Annotated in this window: 26 protein-coding genes; 19 read left to right on the plus strand and 7 right to left on the minus strand. The window is 59.0% G+C overall.

Annotation, left to right across the window (positions count from 1 at the left end):
* Positions 1–5 precede the first annotated feature (5 nt).
* The 5 genes from L0U80_RS16300 to L0U80_RS16320 all read right to left on the minus strand — a co-directional run bounded on the left by L0U80_RS16300 (position 6) and on the right by L0U80_RS16320 (position 3,029).
* The gene (locus L0U80_RS16300) at positions 6–542 is read right to left on the minus strand and encodes a hypothetical protein (protein WP_233866708.1); all 537 of its coding nucleotides are present in this window, start codon (positions 540–542) and stop codon (positions 6–8) included.
* Positions 511–1,512, minus strand: a complete 1,002-nt coding sequence (locus L0U80_RS16305; protein ID WP_233866710.1) for a hypothetical protein — start codon at positions 1,510–1,512, stop codon at positions 511–513. Before L0U80_RS16305 ends, L0U80_RS16300 begins: the two co-directional genes overlap by 32 nt.
* Before the next feature lie 19 nt (positions 1,513–1,531).
* Positions 1,532–1,741, minus strand: coding sequence for a hypothetical protein (locus L0U80_RS16310; protein ID WP_233866712.1), 210 nt, complete (start codon positions 1,739–1,741; stop codon positions 1,532–1,534).
* Positions 1,742–1,786: 45 nt separating this feature from the next.
* Positions 1,787–2,452 (minus strand): hypothetical protein, encoded by a 666-nt coding sequence (locus L0U80_RS16315; protein WP_233866714.1) that lies wholly within the window; start codon positions 2,450–2,452, stop codon positions 1,787–1,789.
* A 268-nt stretch (positions 2,453–2,720) separates the two neighbouring features.
* On the minus strand, positions 2,721–3,029 hold the full coding sequence (locus L0U80_RS16320) for a hypothetical protein (RefSeq protein ID WP_233866716.1): 309 nt from the start codon (positions 3,027–3,029) through the stop codon (positions 2,721–2,723).
* A gap of 487 nt (positions 3,030–3,516) precedes the next feature.
* Between L0U80_RS16320 and L0U80_RS16325 the strand changes: the two genes are divergently transcribed.
* The 18 genes from L0U80_RS16325 (at position 3,517) to L0U80_RS16410 (ending at position 10,757) form a co-directional block, all read left to right on the plus strand.
* Positions 3,517–3,726, plus strand: coding sequence for a hypothetical protein (locus L0U80_RS16325; protein WP_233866719.1), 210 nt, complete (start codon positions 3,517–3,519; stop codon positions 3,724–3,726).
* Positions 3,723–3,956 (plus strand): DNA-directed RNA polymerase subunit alpha C-terminal domain-containing protein, encoded by a 234-nt coding sequence (locus tag L0U80_RS16330; RefSeq protein ID WP_233866721.1) that lies wholly within the window; start codon positions 3,723–3,725, stop codon positions 3,954–3,956. The genes L0U80_RS16325 and L0U80_RS16330 overlap by 4 nt, the downstream gene beginning before the upstream one ends.
* Entirely contained in the window at positions 3,956–4,177 is a 222-nt protein-coding gene (locus L0U80_RS16335) for a hypothetical protein (protein ID WP_233866724.1), read from the plus strand. The genes L0U80_RS16330 and L0U80_RS16335 overlap by 1 nt, the downstream gene beginning before the upstream one ends.
* 93 nt (positions 4,178–4,270) lie before the next feature.
* Positions 4,271–4,480 carry a hypothetical protein gene (locus L0U80_RS16340; protein ID WP_233866726.1) on the plus strand — a complete coding sequence of 70 codons (210 nt, stop codon included), beginning with the start codon at positions 4,271–4,273 and terminating at the stop codon, positions 4,478–4,480.
* Between the two features lie 56 nt (positions 4,481–4,536).
* Positions 4,537–5,262: a hypothetical protein gene (locus tag L0U80_RS16345; protein WP_233866729.1), complete on the plus strand. Its 726-nt coding sequence runs from the start codon at positions 4,537–4,539 to the stop codon at positions 5,260–5,262.
* 4 nt (positions 5,263–5,266) lie between these two features.
* A complete protein-coding gene (locus L0U80_RS16350; protein WP_233866732.1) occupies positions 5,267–5,746 on the plus strand; it encodes a hypothetical protein in 480 nt (159 codons plus the stop codon).
* Positions 5,733–5,987 carry a hypothetical protein gene (locus L0U80_RS16355; protein WP_233866735.1) on the plus strand — a complete coding sequence of 85 codons (255 nt, stop codon included), beginning with the start codon at positions 5,733–5,735 and terminating at the stop codon, positions 5,985–5,987. The genes L0U80_RS16350 and L0U80_RS16355 overlap by 14 nt, the downstream gene beginning before the upstream one ends.
* Positions 5,974–6,879 carry a YqaJ viral recombinase family nuclease gene (locus tag L0U80_RS16360; RefSeq protein WP_233866747.1) on the plus strand — a complete coding sequence of 302 codons (906 nt, stop codon included), beginning with the start codon at positions 5,974–5,976 and terminating at the stop codon, positions 6,877–6,879. The genes L0U80_RS16355 and L0U80_RS16360 overlap by 14 nt, the downstream gene beginning before the upstream one ends.
* Complete coding sequence (locus L0U80_RS16365) at positions 6,879–7,937, plus strand: hypothetical protein (RefSeq protein ID WP_233871359.1); 1,059 nt, start codon at positions 6,879–6,881, stop codon at positions 7,935–7,937. The genes L0U80_RS16360 and L0U80_RS16365 overlap by 1 nt, the downstream gene beginning before the upstream one ends.
* On the plus strand, positions 7,934–8,164 hold the full coding sequence (locus L0U80_RS16370; protein WP_233866749.1) for a hypothetical protein: 231 nt from the start codon (positions 7,934–7,936) through the stop codon (positions 8,162–8,164). The genes L0U80_RS16365 and L0U80_RS16370 overlap by 4 nt, the downstream gene beginning before the upstream one ends.
* A gap of 15 nt (positions 8,165–8,179) precedes the next feature.
* Positions 8,180–8,689: a hypothetical protein gene (locus tag L0U80_RS16375; RefSeq protein ID WP_233866751.1), complete on the plus strand. Its 510-nt coding sequence runs from the start codon at positions 8,180–8,182 to the stop codon at positions 8,687–8,689.
* Positions 8,682–8,843 (plus strand): hypothetical protein, encoded by a 162-nt coding sequence (locus tag L0U80_RS16380; RefSeq protein WP_233866753.1) that lies wholly within the window; start codon positions 8,682–8,684, stop codon positions 8,841–8,843. The genes L0U80_RS16375 and L0U80_RS16380 overlap by 8 nt, the downstream gene beginning before the upstream one ends.
* A gap of 13 nt (positions 8,844–8,856) precedes the next feature.
* Positions 8,857–9,360, plus strand: coding sequence for a hypothetical protein (locus L0U80_RS16385; RefSeq protein ID WP_233866755.1), 504 nt, complete (start codon positions 8,857–8,859; stop codon positions 9,358–9,360).
* A complete protein-coding gene (locus tag L0U80_RS16390) occupies positions 9,357–9,839 on the plus strand; it encodes a hypothetical protein (RefSeq protein ID WP_233866758.1) in 483 nt (160 codons plus the stop codon). Before L0U80_RS16385 ends, L0U80_RS16390 begins: the two co-directional genes overlap by 4 nt.
* Positions 9,826–10,059, plus strand: a complete 234-nt coding sequence (locus L0U80_RS16395) for a hypothetical protein (RefSeq protein ID WP_233866761.1) — start codon at positions 9,826–9,828, stop codon at positions 10,057–10,059. The genes L0U80_RS16390 and L0U80_RS16395 overlap by 14 nt, the downstream gene beginning before the upstream one ends.
* An 8-nt stretch (positions 10,060–10,067) precedes the next feature.
* Entirely contained in the window at positions 10,068–10,280 is a 213-nt protein-coding gene (locus L0U80_RS16400) for a hypothetical protein (RefSeq protein ID WP_233866764.1), read from the plus strand.
* On the plus strand, positions 10,234–10,470 hold the full coding sequence (locus tag L0U80_RS16405) for a hypothetical protein (RefSeq protein WP_233866767.1): 237 nt from the start codon (positions 10,234–10,236) through the stop codon (positions 10,468–10,470). Before L0U80_RS16400 ends, L0U80_RS16405 begins: the two co-directional genes overlap by 47 nt.
* Positions 10,470–10,757 (plus strand): hypothetical protein, encoded by a 288-nt coding sequence (locus tag L0U80_RS16410; protein ID WP_233866771.1) that lies wholly within the window; start codon positions 10,470–10,472, stop codon positions 10,755–10,757. The genes L0U80_RS16405 and L0U80_RS16410 overlap by 1 nt, the downstream gene beginning before the upstream one ends.
* A gap of 480 nt (positions 10,758–11,237) precedes the next feature.
* On the opposite strand, the gene L0U80_RS16415 is transcribed toward L0U80_RS16410, so the two are convergent.
* Positions 11,238–11,627: a hypothetical protein gene (locus tag L0U80_RS16415; protein ID WP_233866772.1), complete on the minus strand. Its 390-nt coding sequence runs from the start codon at positions 11,625–11,627 to the stop codon at positions 11,238–11,240.
* Between the two features lie 1,037 nt (positions 11,628–12,664).
* On the opposite strand from L0U80_RS16415, the gene L0U80_RS16420 reads away from it, so the two are divergent.
* On the plus strand, positions 12,665–13,126 hold the full coding sequence (locus L0U80_RS16420; RefSeq protein WP_233866774.1) for a 4-fold beta flower protein: 462 nt from the start codon (positions 12,665–12,667) through the stop codon (positions 13,124–13,126).
* 382 nt (positions 13,127–13,508) lie between these two features.
* On the opposite strand, the gene L0U80_RS16425 is transcribed toward L0U80_RS16420, so the two are convergent.
* Complete coding sequence (locus L0U80_RS16425) at positions 13,509–15,281, minus strand: recombinase family protein (protein WP_233866776.1); 1,773 nt, start codon at positions 15,279–15,281, stop codon at positions 13,509–13,511.
* Positions 15,282–15,306: the final 25 nt, after the last annotated feature.

The following is a 15,306-nucleotide window of genomic DNA, read 5'->3' on the forward strand; positions in this document are numbered from 1 at the left end:
TGTCCTCACTCATCGTCGGAGCCGGGTTCGCGCACGTGGTTGTTTTCGTTCTTTCCGTGCGTGACGTTGAAGGCCGCGATAGCCTCATTCGCGAGTTGCAGCTGATGGATCGTGATGTGTTCACCGTTGCGGTAACGCCTGATGATCCGGTACGCCCATTCAACGCCGTTCTCACCGCTGTGCTGGTGAAGGGTGTCCGTCGCAAGATCGTGCACCTTCGCAAGCTGCTCGCGCGCCTGCTCCGGTGGGGTGCGCTGCTCGTCAGTGAGTGCAAGGGGAGACTGCCGGTACATCGCCGGGGTGGGCGAGCACAGTTCGATGAACTCGGGGAGGTTCGGCGGGCGCTTCGTGCGAAAGAGTGCGGCCACTCCGCGTCGCAGTCCTTCGTCCGTGAGGTTCGCGGCGCTCAAGCCCTGCCGCCATGTCGACTTCATCTCGTCGGCGTCGGCTGCGCGCCACATGTCCGCGAAGGGAGCACCGTAGATGGTGTCCATTTTCACGAACAGTTTTTCAACCCATGTTTCCGGTATTGCGTGGCCCATGATGAGCGATCTCCGGCATGTCAACATCGATCACATTCGGATCGGCTGACACGGCGTTACGCTTATCGCGGCCCGTGAGCTTCGAAACGAAATCCTTGCGTGCTCTCGCCTTTTCATCGACGGAACCACCACTGCCGTTCGGAACGGGTGGATGGAGTCCGGCTTCGATGAACCGGTCGATATGTTCGGCATCACGAAGGATCAATGCGATGCCGTTGTACTTCACACCACCTTCATTCACACCCATGTTGTACGGCGTGAGACTGCACCCATGTATCGCCTCACACAGCTGCTCGGCGTTATAGCCCATTGCGATTGCAGCGCGGATGACCTTGCACCGTTTCTCGTCGAGGACAGACCTCGGTGAGTTCATGGTCTGCTGCCAGCAGGTGAAAATTCCGGCGACCACATCGGCGTCGATGTTCGCGGATTTTCGCGAACTCGACAAGGGTTTTAGCCCGGAGGGCGAAGTATCAGAAGGCTTAGAAGGCTTAGAAGAAACAGAAGTATTAGAAGTATTAGAAGAAAGAGCCCGGTCAGTTCGCACCTGGGTATGAACCGGGTCATTACCGGGTGTGAACTGGCCCGCACCTATAAATTGCACCCTTGACTGACGGGCGTTTGCGGGCGGATCAGGTGGTGGGGCCAGTTCGCTCTTGGCTTCTTTCGGATGTGGGTGCTGATGGGTTTTCCACTTCGTGATGAATATGAGGGGGCGACCCTCAACCACGTAACGCAGGATCAGATCGCGGTGGTCGAGGATGTTGAGCAGGTCATCGACGTGCTGCTCGGTGATGTCAAAATCGTAAGGAAACGCCTCGTCGCGGATTTTTGACGGCAGGTCCTCAAGGCGTCCGTCACGGTCGGCCTGTGTCCACAATGAGATGAACAGCAGCCGGCAGTCGACGGGGGTGTGCTGGATATCAGGTGAACGAAAGAATCCACCCTTAACCGTGCGTGAGCGTGGCATGTCAGTTCCCCGGTCGACCTCACACATTGGTGTCCGGCAGTGCACGCACCGTCATCAGGTTGCGTGCCCGCATCTCCCGGTCGATGTCGACCGACACATCGATGGTCAGCCATGAGAATGGACGCTTGCGGTACGTTGCCTCACCGAAATATCGACCACATTGGGCAAGCATCGCGTCCAGTTTTTCCTCGTCGATCCCGATCCTGATCGTAGTCTCTGCCGGGCTCATCTTTCGTCTCCGGTTATGCGCGCCACGACACCGGCGCGCGTGGTCTCACTTCATGCCGTGTACGCGACGATGCGACTTCGCGTCATGCCTGTGATGACGTTCGAGGTAGTGCTCGATTGCTTCGGCCCGTTCCTCGGCGGGCAGGTCGATAAACTTCACACGGTGAGGGCTGGGCACCCTGAGAAGCCGTTCCGCGAGCTTGAGTGAGAGAAGCCCGCTCATCACGGCGCGCTCGATCATCACGTCACCGATGACGGTATGGGCACGGTAGTAGCTCGCCCGCGAGACATCACACGCGTGGAGAAACACGTCGAGGTGGTGACTGTTTTTCAGCCGCGTCGCCATCCCGAAGTCATAACGGTCGAGCCACCTGGGGCGCGCGAGAACGGCACGCACGAGCCGCGCACACACGATGGCGCGCATGAAGGTCGGGGGCTCGGGCTGACGCGCGGTCATGGCACGCGCGATGATCAGGGCAGGGTGATCGTCGCGTGTGGCGTTAAGGGTGATGCAGGGACACGGGATGTCCAGACTGATCGCCTGATGGATGCGCGCACGACCATCGAGCACCCAGCCGTCGACCAGCACGACCGGGTTCTGGATGCTGCCGCGCACGCTCACGTGATGGCTCGACGGTACAAGTTCCGCGAGCGGATGAGGTGAAAGGGTTTTCAGCGCCTCTCCCTCGACGAGCGTAACAACGCTTTCCACTTTTCGTCCTTTTCTGGAATAAACCGTATTGGCGGCACGTTTAAACGTGTTGCACGATGCTTTCCCGGTTGGTGCAATTGTGATATTTTCTGACGGCGTTCCACTTTAGTCCGGCATCAAGCCCGTGGCTAAACCTCGATCCTCAAGTTATCCGCTTGGGGATTTTTTTCGAGTGGAACGAACGCAAAAAAGCCCACATGGTTTCCATAAGACACCAAGCAGGTTTTTTGTAATTCACAAATGAAACCCGGTTCAAATGTCGGGTTTTTTACTCCAGCCGTTTCCGTCGCATCCGCCGTTCGGCGGCCAGTTGCCGGTCGAGCCGTCTCCAGCCCTGCGCGTACTCGGGACACAGCCGCAGGACGGTGACCCGGTTGCCCACCGCTTCGGCAATGAACGGGGCAATCAGCGGCGGGACGGCAGTGCCGTTACGCAGCCACCGGTCGATCCGGGCGGTATTGCACGGAACGTACTCGTTCACCCGCCGCGCAAGTTCACCAATCGATCCGCAGAGATCAATGGCGTCGAGCAGGGCAACGTGACCCAGGGGGATACCTGGTCCTCGCGCGCACGCCATGTTGGTTCCTGGGTTGTTCCGGGGGATGACGACAGAAGATCATGCTAGTCCGCGCTTTTGCCGAATTCAACACGTGAAACGCGACAGACGGTGCGTGTTCCCCGATAACCCCAGTGCTGGCAAGCCTTTCAGACATGAAGATTTTTTCTCAGGCGTCTGACGCCCTCGCTCCACCATCCGACATATTTTGTAGGCGTATACCCTTATGACTTCGGGTGGTGACCGGGAGACTGGCAGGAGACTACGGGGAGACGGGCGGGAGACTGCGGGGAGACTGGCGGGAGACTGACTGCTTCAAAGCCCCGTCAATAAAAGCATCAGGCTTTTTGTAAAAATAGATATTGATTAATAAAACCGAATCAGATTGTGCAAAATACAATCTATAGCTTGTTTTTTATTCACCCGACACATCCTTTTTTCGCCTGTTGCGTAATTCGAATTGAAGTCTATTCTTCACCGTCATTAACGCGGCGAAGGAAATGCGGGCATGTACACGACAATCCAGCGTGACATCGACGAGTGCGGTGCACCTCGTGTATGGGTGACCGGCGTGGATCGTGAGACCGTGTTCAACACTGCGCTCGACGTGAAGAACGCTACACCGCCCGAACAGTGCCCCGAGGTGTACGGTCCGAAGCTCGATCTCGACTCGGGCTACTGGCACGCGATGGTGAGCGTCCACAAGGCAGCGCCATGAGCACCCGCCGTGCCCGTCGCCGTCCGCGCGCCCTGGACATCGACGCACTGTGCTTCTCGCGCGCCATCGACCGGGGACTGCGTGAGGGCGGTGTCGAAACGATCCGTGACCTGTGCGCGAGCCGTCCGCGCGACCTGATGAAGCTCCCCCATGTCGGTCCTGCCGTAGTCGAGACCATCCGCTCGGTGCTGCAGATGTACGGGCTCGATCTCGTGATGGAGGACTCGTGATGGACTCCGATCACCCGGTCGACGTGCGGCACGAGAACTACACCGGTTCGCGCCGGGTGATCGTGACCGGTCTCACCCTGCAGTCCGTCGACGCCGCCGCGCAGGGCATTGTCGACACCGCACCGCCCGAGGCAGACGCCGAGCGTTTTCCCACCCAGTTCGACGCCACCACCGGGGGCTACCGCACGGTCGTGTGGCTGCGCACGGGACCCTCGGGATGACCGGCATATAGGCGTTCTGGAAACGTGCGGCACCGTTGTCCTCCCCGTCATCCGCTGCACGTGTCACCCCGTCGACGGGAGCAGGAGACTGCCATGACACTCACCGCCAAAGGTCGGGCACGCATCAAGCCGTCGAACTTCGCGCTGCCCGGTCGGCGTTACCCGATCAACACGACTGCCCGCGCCCGCAATGCGCTGGCCCGTGTTGCGCAGTTCGGCACCCGTGCCGAGCAGGTCAAGGTGCAGAACGCGGTTCACCGGCGCTGGCCATCCATCGATGTGACGAAAACCGGCAGGAGATAGGCCACTGAACGCGAGCGCCACCGCGCGCTCGCACTTGCATGCTTTTCGGAGGACACATGAACGCGGTAACGATGACGAACCTGCCGACCGTAGATGACGCACGCCTGCCCACGAACTACCAGGCAGCGGTCGTGGCGCTTGAACAGGTAAGCACGTGCGATGAGTGTCAGTCATGGGCCGACAAGGCGATGGCGATGGCGTCCTACGCACGCCAAGCGAAAGACGACGTGCTCCAAAAGATGGCGATGCGCATTCAGGCCCGCGCAATCCGGCGCTGCGGCGAACTGCTCGACACGGTGCCGCGCAATCCGGGTGGAAGTCCGGCGCACAAAGCTACTCAGGTGGACGCCAGCCCGAGTAGCCAATCAACCGGTTTCGTTACTAATGGCGTTAAGCGTGTCGATGGAATCTATGCCACAGGGCACGACGCCAACATGAGCACGGGCCAGATAAAAACGGCTTTGCGCGTTGCCGCCGTGCCGAAGGCCGAGTTCGAAAAACAGGTTGAGAGCAACGATCCGCCCACCGTAACGAAGCTCGCGAAGCAAGGAACGCAACCGAGAACGCGACCGCTTGTTGACCTCGAAGGCATCGCCCCCGAGGACTACAAGGCGGCGTCGGTGTTCGGTGGTGAAATCCGGCGTCTTGCCGACTACTGCCAGTCACACGATGCAGTGCATGTGGCTCGCGGCTTCAAGCAACACGAACGCGCCGCGCTTCGCGCGAATATCGCCACATGTGGCGAGTGGATTCGCGACTTTTGCTTGCACTTGCCGGAGTGACATCATGGGTTACAACGCCGAAAGCCTTACCGCCGAAATAAAGCAAATCATTCGCGACCTCGAAAGCAGGAACGAGCGCAAAGTACCCGACTGGATTACGAACGTGGTGTTGAAGAAACACCCGTTGCCCAAGAATATGCCCGACGACGACGCGGACTTTGCGCTGCTCTGTGAGCACGCACACGTTCGCTCGACGGTCGGACAAGTATTAGGCCGTCCGAAGCTGGAAGTGAACCCGACACCGAACCCGCAACTGATCCTTGAAGGTTTTGAGCATCTTCAAAAGGAATACGTCGTAACGGCGGAACACGGTGCAAAGGTATCGGTCCCCATCGAGCAAATCAGCGACGAGCAGTTACTTGAAAAAGCCGACGAACTGGACGCCACCTCATTAACCCTCGCCGCACATGCCGTTGAAATGCGGCGGTATGTTGCCGAGCGCGGTCAGAAGCGCGCTGCAGGGGGGCGCAATGAATACCTGTAACTCAGCACGAAAAATCGCGTTCTTTAACGTATTCCGCGATGCGTTTTCTCGCGTGGTGCCGCGTGAACGTATGCAGGTACTCGGCTACCTGGTGAATGCTGCCGAAAACGCCGAAACACGCGCCGAACGCGAACATGCAAGGCAGGTAATGGATACCTACGTTGAGATGTTGATCGAGCTTTACTCGGGAACGATGCTTTTGCGGGGAGAGTTGCCGGGGGCGTTCAATGAACGCGCGTGAAGAATGGCTGGCCGGTCGAAGGAAAGGACTTGGCGGCAGCGACGCGGCGGCGGCGCTCGGACAGTCACGTCACGTGACCGCTTTCCAGCTGTATCAGGAAAAGCTCGGGCTGATTCCCGACGATATGGTGGTGTCGCCCGAGGCGGCTGAACGCATGGAGTTCGGGCAACTCATCGAGCAGGTGATCGCGGACATGTACGCGAAGCGCTACGGTGTGAAGCTGCGGCGACACAACAAGCTCGCGCAGCACGCGCGCTTTCCGTACATGCTCGCCTCGTATGACCGGACCATCGACGGCAGGCATGAGGGTGTCGAATGCAAGAACGTCGACGCGCTCTCGTACCGTTTCGGTGAGTGGGGTGAAGAACACTCGGATCAGGTGCCGCAGGAATATCTGCTGCAGTGTCATCACTATCTCGCCACCTCTGGCTATGACGTGTGGCACCTCGCGGCGTGTGTCGGTGGTAACTCCCTCAAGGTCTACCACATCGAACGGGACCCCGAGATGATCGACCTCGTGGAACAGGGCGAAGCCGAGTTCTGGGAGCACGTAGAACGCCGGGACCCGCCGCCGCTCGACTACCGGCACAGGAGCGCCATCCCCCTGCTGAAAAAGATGTATCCCGGTTCGAACGGCGAAACCGTCAAGCTGCCATTCGAAGCCGAGACCATGCACTACGCGCGCCTGCAGTTCGAGGACGATGCCGCGCTCATGGAGACCGGCGCGAAAGCGGCGAAGGCACGCATCCTTCACATGATGGGCGAGGCGTCCGTGGGACTGCTGCCGAACGGTGGCGGTTACACGCGCAAGCTCGTCAAGCGTGACGGCTACACCGTCGAGCCCACCACTTACATCGATTTTCGTTTCTCAGCCCGTAAAGGAGAGAAGTGATGAACGACAGCAGCGACACCCCGCTCAGTCCGCAACGGGACCTCACCGAGACCTCGGGTTCACGCGCGGACTCGAACCGTGAACTGGCCGACCTGCAGGTGGTGTACGTCATGGCCGGGAAGAACCCGCGCGACGAGTTGCGGGCTATCGACCGGATCGAGAACGCGTTCACCCGGCTCGGTCTCGCGGAGAAAGCCCAGTACGCCTACTCGCGCGGCGGCACCGACATCCGTGGTCCGAGCATCAAGGCGATGGAACAGATCGCCGCCATCTGGGGGAACGTCGACGCGGCGTGGCGGGTGCGCTCGCGCGGGGTCGATCAGCACGGCATTGGCTACAGCGAGATCGAGACGGTGGCGGTCGATCTCCAGACCCGCACGCGCAAGCGCATCGGCTTCATCGTTCCGCACTGGCGCGACACGAACAAGGGCGGCTACATGCTGCAGGATGAGCGCGACATCTATGAACTGTGCGCGAATCAGGCCCAGCGCCGGGTACGCGCCTGTCTCGAAGCCATCATCCCCGGCGATGTGGTCGAGATCGCCATGCTGCAGGCGGACAAGACCCTGAAGGCCAAAGCCGACACCGGCCCCGAGGCGATGCTCAAGATGGTCGACGCATTCGCGGAGTTCGGTGTGACGAAGGAACAGATCGAGAAGCGCATCCAGCGCCATCTGAGCGCGATCACGGCAGCACAGGTGGTGGGTCTGAAACGCATCTACGCCTCGCTGCGTGACGGCATGAGTGATGCCGGTGAGTGGTTCGAGGCGACCGGACCGAAGTCCGCCGAGGGGACTGCTCCAGCCACCGAGGGAGCCGGGACCGCCGCGGTGAAGTCGCGCATGAAGGCGAGCGCGAAGAAGAAGGGTTCCACGGCACCGGCCGGCAAGGGTGCAACCGTGATGAGCTACGCGGAAGTGGTGGACGCGATCAACGACGCCACCACGCTCGATGCCGTGAACGATGCCGGTGACCTCATCAAGCACGTGGCGGACCCGCAGCAGCGTGCAGAACTGGAGACCGTGTACCGCGCCCGCGCCGCCGAGTTCGAGGGATGACCATCATGTACACCATCGAGGAACGCTGGATGAATTTCCGGTTGCACTGTATCGATCCCGAGGCATCCACCGTCCAGCTTCACGATATGCGGATCGCGTTCTACGCCGGATTCACGTCAATGCTCGAAGCGAATATGGAACTGGCCTCGCTTGAGCAGGCCGTGGCGATATCGCTGCTCAAGCGTCTGAGTATCGAAACGCTTTGCTTCGCTAACGATCAGGTGTAACGACAGGAGGATGTGATGCTGGCACTCAAGCGGCACACGGTCAAGATCGCCCATCTCAATCTGCGCACCGAGAAACACGGCGACAAGGATGTGAACGCGCTCGACATAAAGATCACGTTCGACGTGCCGAACGGACGGCTCGATGATCTCGCGGGCGGTCTGCGCGCCTCACTGTATGAGCAGTCGGGCAAGCCCGATCTGCTCGGGCCGGACAAGAACCATCTCACGCACCTGCGGTTCCCGCAACTGGGCAAGGTCAAGTGGGGCGGCGCGTGGTCACCGGTCGGTTTCCACCTTCACGTGGGCAACGGTCGCGGCAAGGGCGATCTGCTGTTCGTGCAGTCGAAGTTCGATCAGGTTGAACTCACTCCGAAGGAGGGCGGCACGTGCACATGCGTGGCCCGCGCGCAGGTGTTACCGACTCCCGACGAGACCGCCAGGCTCGTTGGGCTGCTCGGTCACGAGGTCCCGGCATCGACCGACTTCACGAACGCGGTCGGCAGCGACGAGACCGGTGATGACTGATGCGCCACGTATCTCCCGCGTCCGCATGAGCGTGACCGCACGTGTCTTTTTCGCGGCGCTGATGGGGATGCGCTTCGCGGTGGTGGCGCTCGTGATCACGGGTGCTGCCGCGCTGATCCTTCGCCTGTTCCGCTGGGCGATCCTCAAGTGCTGACATGGAGTGAACCATGAAGCTCACCACGACTTACCTGCTCACGCTTCGTAAACAGGGGGTGTTTAATTTTGTCGCGGAGCAACTGCTCCACCAGAACGCCCGCGCAATGGCACCCGGCACGGCGAAGTGCATGTACCGCGCACCGGACGGTCGACGCTGTGCGATCGGCTGGCTCATGCCCGACGAGGTGTACCGGTCCCGCCTCGAATACATCGGTGTGAACGAACTTGCCTCGGAGCTGCTCACGTCAACGAATCCGGAACACTTCCGCTTCGCGGAATTCCTCCTGCGTCACATGTGGCTGCTGCGTGAACTGCAGGGGCTGCACGATGCGCACACGCCCGATGCGTGGCCCGTGCGGTTGCGGATGATCGCCGCCGAGCATCGGCTGGACACCTTCGTGATCGACCACATGGCGCCGGTCATGACGTTGCGTCAGGAACGCCCCACGGACCTGCTGCAGCGCACTCTCGCTCCGTACATCAGTGACCACGAACCGGAAGCGGTGACATCATGAGACCCGGTTACCCCACGGTTCGCGAGCTTGTCGAGTGGAACGGACAGGAGGTGTTCAACCACGTCTCGTGGCACCTGCTCGCGCAGGGCCAGCGCTGCACGAAGGGCGCGACGCGCGTCTGTTTTTTTCGCAACGCACTCGGACAGGAGTGCGCGGTCGGGGCCGTCATCCCCGAAGCGCTCTATCACCCGGCGATGGAGGGGAAGAACGTTGCGGCGCTGATGTTGCTGCTCACAGAAAGACCGTTCGATAGTGGCGGATACGAGGTGCTGCGCATGTTCCTCTGTGCTCACGCGACACTGCTCATGCGCCTCATGCAAGTCCACGACGAGGTGACGCCGGTCATGTGGCCGGAAGCACTCGTCGATGTCGCGGAATCCATGAGGCTCGACACCACCGTGATCGGTGCGTTCGTGTTTGAGTCGATGCGCGACGGCCTGCCGGAACGGTTCACCGGAGCGCGCCATGTCATCACATAGCCGACGAGCCCGCGAGCGCATCGACACCATCGCGCAGTGGCTCGGTCCCGAGAACCCCGAGATCGACGCATGGGTGCCTGACTACGGGCGCAAATGCGAGGCATGTGGTGCGACGCCGTGTGTCACCGGGCTCTCGAACGGGCAGGTGGTGTATGAAGGGCCGAAGTGCGGTGCCTGCATGTGGGGCGAAGCCGTATATGTCGATCCGCTCAATTGGTGAGGCACGCCATGTCACGTCAGCCCATCTATCGCACCCACTGCGTTTCGTGTGGTGCGCGCTTCTCTGACGTGAACGTGTACAGCGACGCGGGATGGATCGAGACGCGGATATCCGGTCTGTGCGAAGCGTGCTTCGATACGTTTGTCGAACTGATGGTGGTGACGAGGACCGGTGATGAGCACGACGACGATGAAGCGGGCGATAGGCGGACCGGTGGCTGAACTCGACCTGTCCGGTGCGCGCCCGCTCGTACTGGTCGACGGTGAGCCTTTACAGGGAGTCGCCACGGCGCGCGTCGAGGTCAACCCGGATGACGCGCCAGTACACGTGCTGCGGATCGTGCGTTTCGAGGTCAAGGGCGGATCACTCCCGCACGGTGTACGCCTGATCAGCAGAAGGGAGAACGAGTGATGGGCACTACACGCAAGACATATACTCAAAACCCGGAGAGCGCACCTGTGCTGAAGCACTCGACCGTGACGGCCCTGATGTGGGAGAGATACAGGATCACAAGCGAAGACGGCAAGCCTGCCACGCTTGCCATCATTGATGAAAAGGGTAACGTGCTGGATGCTGGTCCTGAAGTCGCACGCGAGCTATGGGAGCTTGCGTTACTTGCGTATCGCCAATATCTGAGCGGTGAAGGTTTGCTACGCATCTACTCCACGCCAGATGGTTTATTGCAGGACCATGAATAAGCAAGGGCGACCTAGATGGATCGCCCTTTTTGATGCAGGCAGGGCCTTTACTTGTCAAAGTCTGGACTTGGTCGGCCGGAGGATGTCCGATAGTCTGGCTCAGTTCGGCCGAGGCTGTGTGAAAACTCGAAAGTAGCCGATTTTCGGGTGTCGCTTTACCCCTCCCGAACCGCTTCGAAGCCCATACGAGGCGATCTGGTGAGCCGACTTCGTCGGCTGGCGCGTTCGGCGCGAGTTTTCACACAGCCTCGACCATGAAGGGACGTTCGACATCGTCTCAGGGATCGTCGACAACTTGGGCCATATCCGCCGTAGCAAAGGCATTGGGCACCGACCAAATGGCTAATGTTCAGGCGCGCTCGCGCTGTGGTGCTGGCTCGTCATTCTTCGTCCACCACTGGTCGGCACGCTAGCTAGTTTGCCAAGAGAGAAACTAAAAAGCCCCTCGCAAGGGGCTTTCTTGATGTGGCGTCTGAGAGGTCAGTTGTAATGATGATCGGCTTGCAGCCGTACCCCGGGGATCGGCTTATAGCCATCGGGCACCGAATGAATGCCTTCCTGCAACGCGACGGTTGACTCAATTTCACCGTTGAAACGCTGATCTATTGCCCATACGGTCTGCTGGTCCAGCGCGTCTAGAAGTGCAATAGACCCATCCACCACGTGCGACAGCAACGCTTCGTCAGCACAAACTGCGAGATACCGCGTGAGTTGTTCCGACCGATCGAACGTGGACTCGTACACAAGGAGTGCGCATTCATGCCCGTGCGACGTAAACAGTTTCGGGCTGTCGTCTTCGTACAAGACCTCATCAATCTGGAGGCTTCCGAACTTCGACGGATCGACCGGCGTCCCGCGAGCTTTCCACATTGCTATCTCCATAGTCACTTGAATAGTGACACCCTATCTACTCCATCGCACGGCCACCATGTGTGATGGGAGGTCGCCATCTTCGGTGGCGTATGCGCAATATCGCCATCTTTAGCAGTTAGAACGGCTGTCGCAATGTACGTTCCACCACCATTCGGCCACGCTTGCTGCCGGTGCACCGCATCCCTGCGATCGGTGAACACGCTGATGCCGTAACTTTTGCAAACTGCACTTGGCGTGTTGTATTTCAGAGGACGCCCTTCCTCGGCGTACGTTAGTACGTCATCGGCAACAGGCGGATTTCCCTGAGTCAACCGATACACCGTATCGTTACACTGCCGCGCCGCGGCGAGCGGACAGTTTGCCGGAAGTCCAGAAAATCTGCTCATGTAGGTCGCTCTTGCGCTTCTTTCGGCCGAGTATAACAAGCTAAATATCTTCCGACGCGCACAGCGAGCGCACTCCGTTGTGGAAAAGCGAAGCGCGGGTAGCAGAAGGACCGGGATATGTCCGCACAAATCCGAGAGACGAAGTATGGGTCTCATTGTGGAGAGGCACAAAAGATAAATCCTGCTTATATAGCCACATCCTGAGCGGACTATTCTGACGGAAAGGGTGGTGCGCGAACGTTCGTTTCACAGAAAGCCGTAAGCCTCGTGTGGGTCGGTTTATGCGCTTCGCATATATCCTGCGATCACCGAACAATCGGTGTCTGCGTCGGACCGTGTTCAGCCAATAGGAACCAATCGATTTCGGGCGAAAAGGTGCCAAGGCGTTTCCGGTGCGCCCGTGTCAACCGGCTCCCACGATGCTGTCGAGACAACCCCTGCAAGCCCCTCGCACCGAGGCCAGCGCGGTCACGCCGGGTGGCTTCGCAAACCGAAGAGCACGAAACAGCCAAGGCCGTCACGCCGAGCAAGCGTCGTTTCGCGGAGACGCGGTCCCGCGCCGGCGGGCAATTTGAGCACCGCAGCATTAGAATACCTCGACTCGGCGAGAGCCAAGGCGGCGCATACACAAGACTCACCGGGGGAATCATGCAGATCAAGGCTATACGCCAACTGATTCATTGGATGTTCCCGTTGGCCATTGCGGCATGCGGTGTGGTTGCAAACGCCGACGAAGTGACACTTTTCAACGCGAGAGGCGCAGCCGAGGCATACATTGCTATAGACGACGAGCTGACAATTTACTTGTGGAGTGGCGAGCCCGTGGCATACCTTGAAAAGGCTGGCATTGGCGAAGGCTACAACGTCTACGGGTTCAATGGGAAGCACCTTGGCTGGTTTACAAAGGGGGCAATATATGCCCACGATGGGACCGCGGCATGCGCCACCGCTGAGGTCATGACCTCAGCCCCCCAACTCGAACCACTCAAATCGCTTAAGCGACTCAAGCCCCTTCAGTCTTTGACGGAGCTTGCACCTCTTCAGCCATTGCTTGCCAGCAGGTTCGGTGACACTCCGTGCGGTTTCCTATTAGGCGCCGGGGCGAAATAAAGTGATATCGGGCGTTGCTCACGCAGCGAAACTTGGATGAGGTTCGCGAACTCGCTTATCCGATCGCCACGGTCCTTGGCTATAGGTGGCCTGGGCCGTTCTGACGGCTCCGTGCTGATTCACGAGGGACCGCTTTAGGGCGATGCGTATGTCCCTTTTGGGTCGGGTGCTGCCAAAGATATCGCGCGGTCGTCGGCCAGGAGCCGTCATAAGTCAGCTTCACCACGTATGACCCTCTGGCGTCTGTATCAGTCGAGAAGCTGTCGTCGACCAAGGGGCTCAGCGAACGGCGGAGACGGGGCGGTCGCGACCCCTTGCCTCGAAAACGGTTGGAACCCGATCTGACTGTGACTGTTACACCGAGTCCCGACTTTTACACTTTTTACTTGAGGCGAGGCTTGCGCTCGACGTGCTTTCCTGCGGCCACCTTCTCGCGGCTCGGCACCTTTACGGCTTCGTCCACGAGTTCACCCGTGAGCCGATGAAAGTCAAAGCCGACTACCACGCCCCGCTTGGATGTAAGCCGCATATGCATAGGCTTGACATTCCCTTTATCCTTGACTGCTACCATAAATATATCGATGCGCTCAAAGGTCTCCGCAATGAGCTTGCGGACCTTCATGCGAGCGTCGTAGTCTAGGGCTAACACATCGTCGACTAGCGCTGCCCATGCTTTTGCTGTTGAGGGCTTTGCACGGTCATGTACTTTCAGTTCGCGCTCTAGTTTTACTGCAGCCTTCGTCGCCTCTCGTTTCTCTGCTTCCAGCTCACGCATCCCTTCCATGAAGGTATCCGGCAAGTCATCACTTTCCAGCATGATTTGCTTGAGCTTGCCGAGTTTAAGATCTAGCTTCGTAAGTACACTGCGCTTTGCAACAAGCTGCTTCATGAGCGGATCGGCCGCATTGTCGCTAGTCATGAGCTTGTCGAGGTTTACCTGATTCATGCAGTAGGTCATGAGGGCGCGCTCGACAGCTACAGCCGAGCAGCTTTCAACGTCGCTAGGACAGTACTGGCCTGTGCGGTAGTAATAGCCGCAGCGCAGGCGACGCCTGCGCTTCTCCGGGGGTGAATCTGGAATAGCTGTAGTTTTTCCGTTCGCAATCCGTTTACGCTGATTCATGTTCTGTGTAGCGAGCAGCGAGCCACAATAGCCACATCTGCCAATGAGCGTGCCAGTAACGATGGAAGGAATAGCGCCCTTTCCCTTCTTGTAGCCGCGCTTATTAACAATCATCTGCAGTTCATCCCACTCTGCTTCCGTTACGAGCGCAGGATAGTAGCCAGCAAGGGTGAAAGTCTGCCCATCTGCCTTTACAACTTTGTCGCCCCTGAGTGCCGGTGATCCGATAACACGGGTCACACGCGTAACAGGATACTTTTCACTGATCGCGAGACCTTCAGCCTCAAGGCGTCGTGTAATTTCTATTGCGCCGTAGCCGTCGAGGTAGAGCCCGATCATCCGACGCATAGCCTGAGCCTGCGGAACGTCGAGTTCAAAACGTTGGTGCACCTGGTCATAGAGCACCCATGAGGGATCAGTGCCGGACACAAGTTTGCCCTCTGCATTGATGTGTCGGGTAGCTCCCACGGTGCCCGTCTTGGTTTCGAGCCACCTTTTGCATTTTGCTGCATAGGCTCCCCTGATGCGTTTGCTTTTACTTTCACTTTCCTCGTTCGCGCGCTGCATGATAACGAGTGACTTCATGAGCTTCCAGGGATTTGCACGCACCTGTTCGCTGTTATAGATTTCACCGTCCGTGCCAGTAACAACCGTAATACCGGCGTTAATAATGTTGAGAAGCTGCGCCATTGCCACGTCAACGGTAGCGCGTGACAAGCGATCCAGCTGTTCGACAAATAGTACTGACTGCTCCGGCACATGTCCTTCCTCAATTTCCTTGAGAAAAGCGCCGAGAGCACCATTCTTTACGTGGTTACCGTGATAGGCCGAGCGGCCTTCATCACGCATGGCTAGCGACTCGTCGAGTTCGTAGTTGTTCTCAGTCGCCCATTCTTTCGCGATGGCAAGTTGGCGTTCGATGGAACTACCCTTCGCCTGCTCGGTATGGGAGTAACGAAGATAGCTGTAGACCCTGCGCGATGATGCAGGGCGGGCGGCTGGGGCCTTGGTTCGTGCGGCTTTTACTTGCATGGCGCGTATCCTTAACTGCTGGACG

The organism is Paraburkholderia adhaesiva (assembly GCF_021390575.1).
Taxonomy (GTDB): Bacteria; Pseudomonadota; Gammaproteobacteria; order Burkholderiales; family Burkholderiaceae; genus Paraburkholderia; species Paraburkholderia adhaesiva.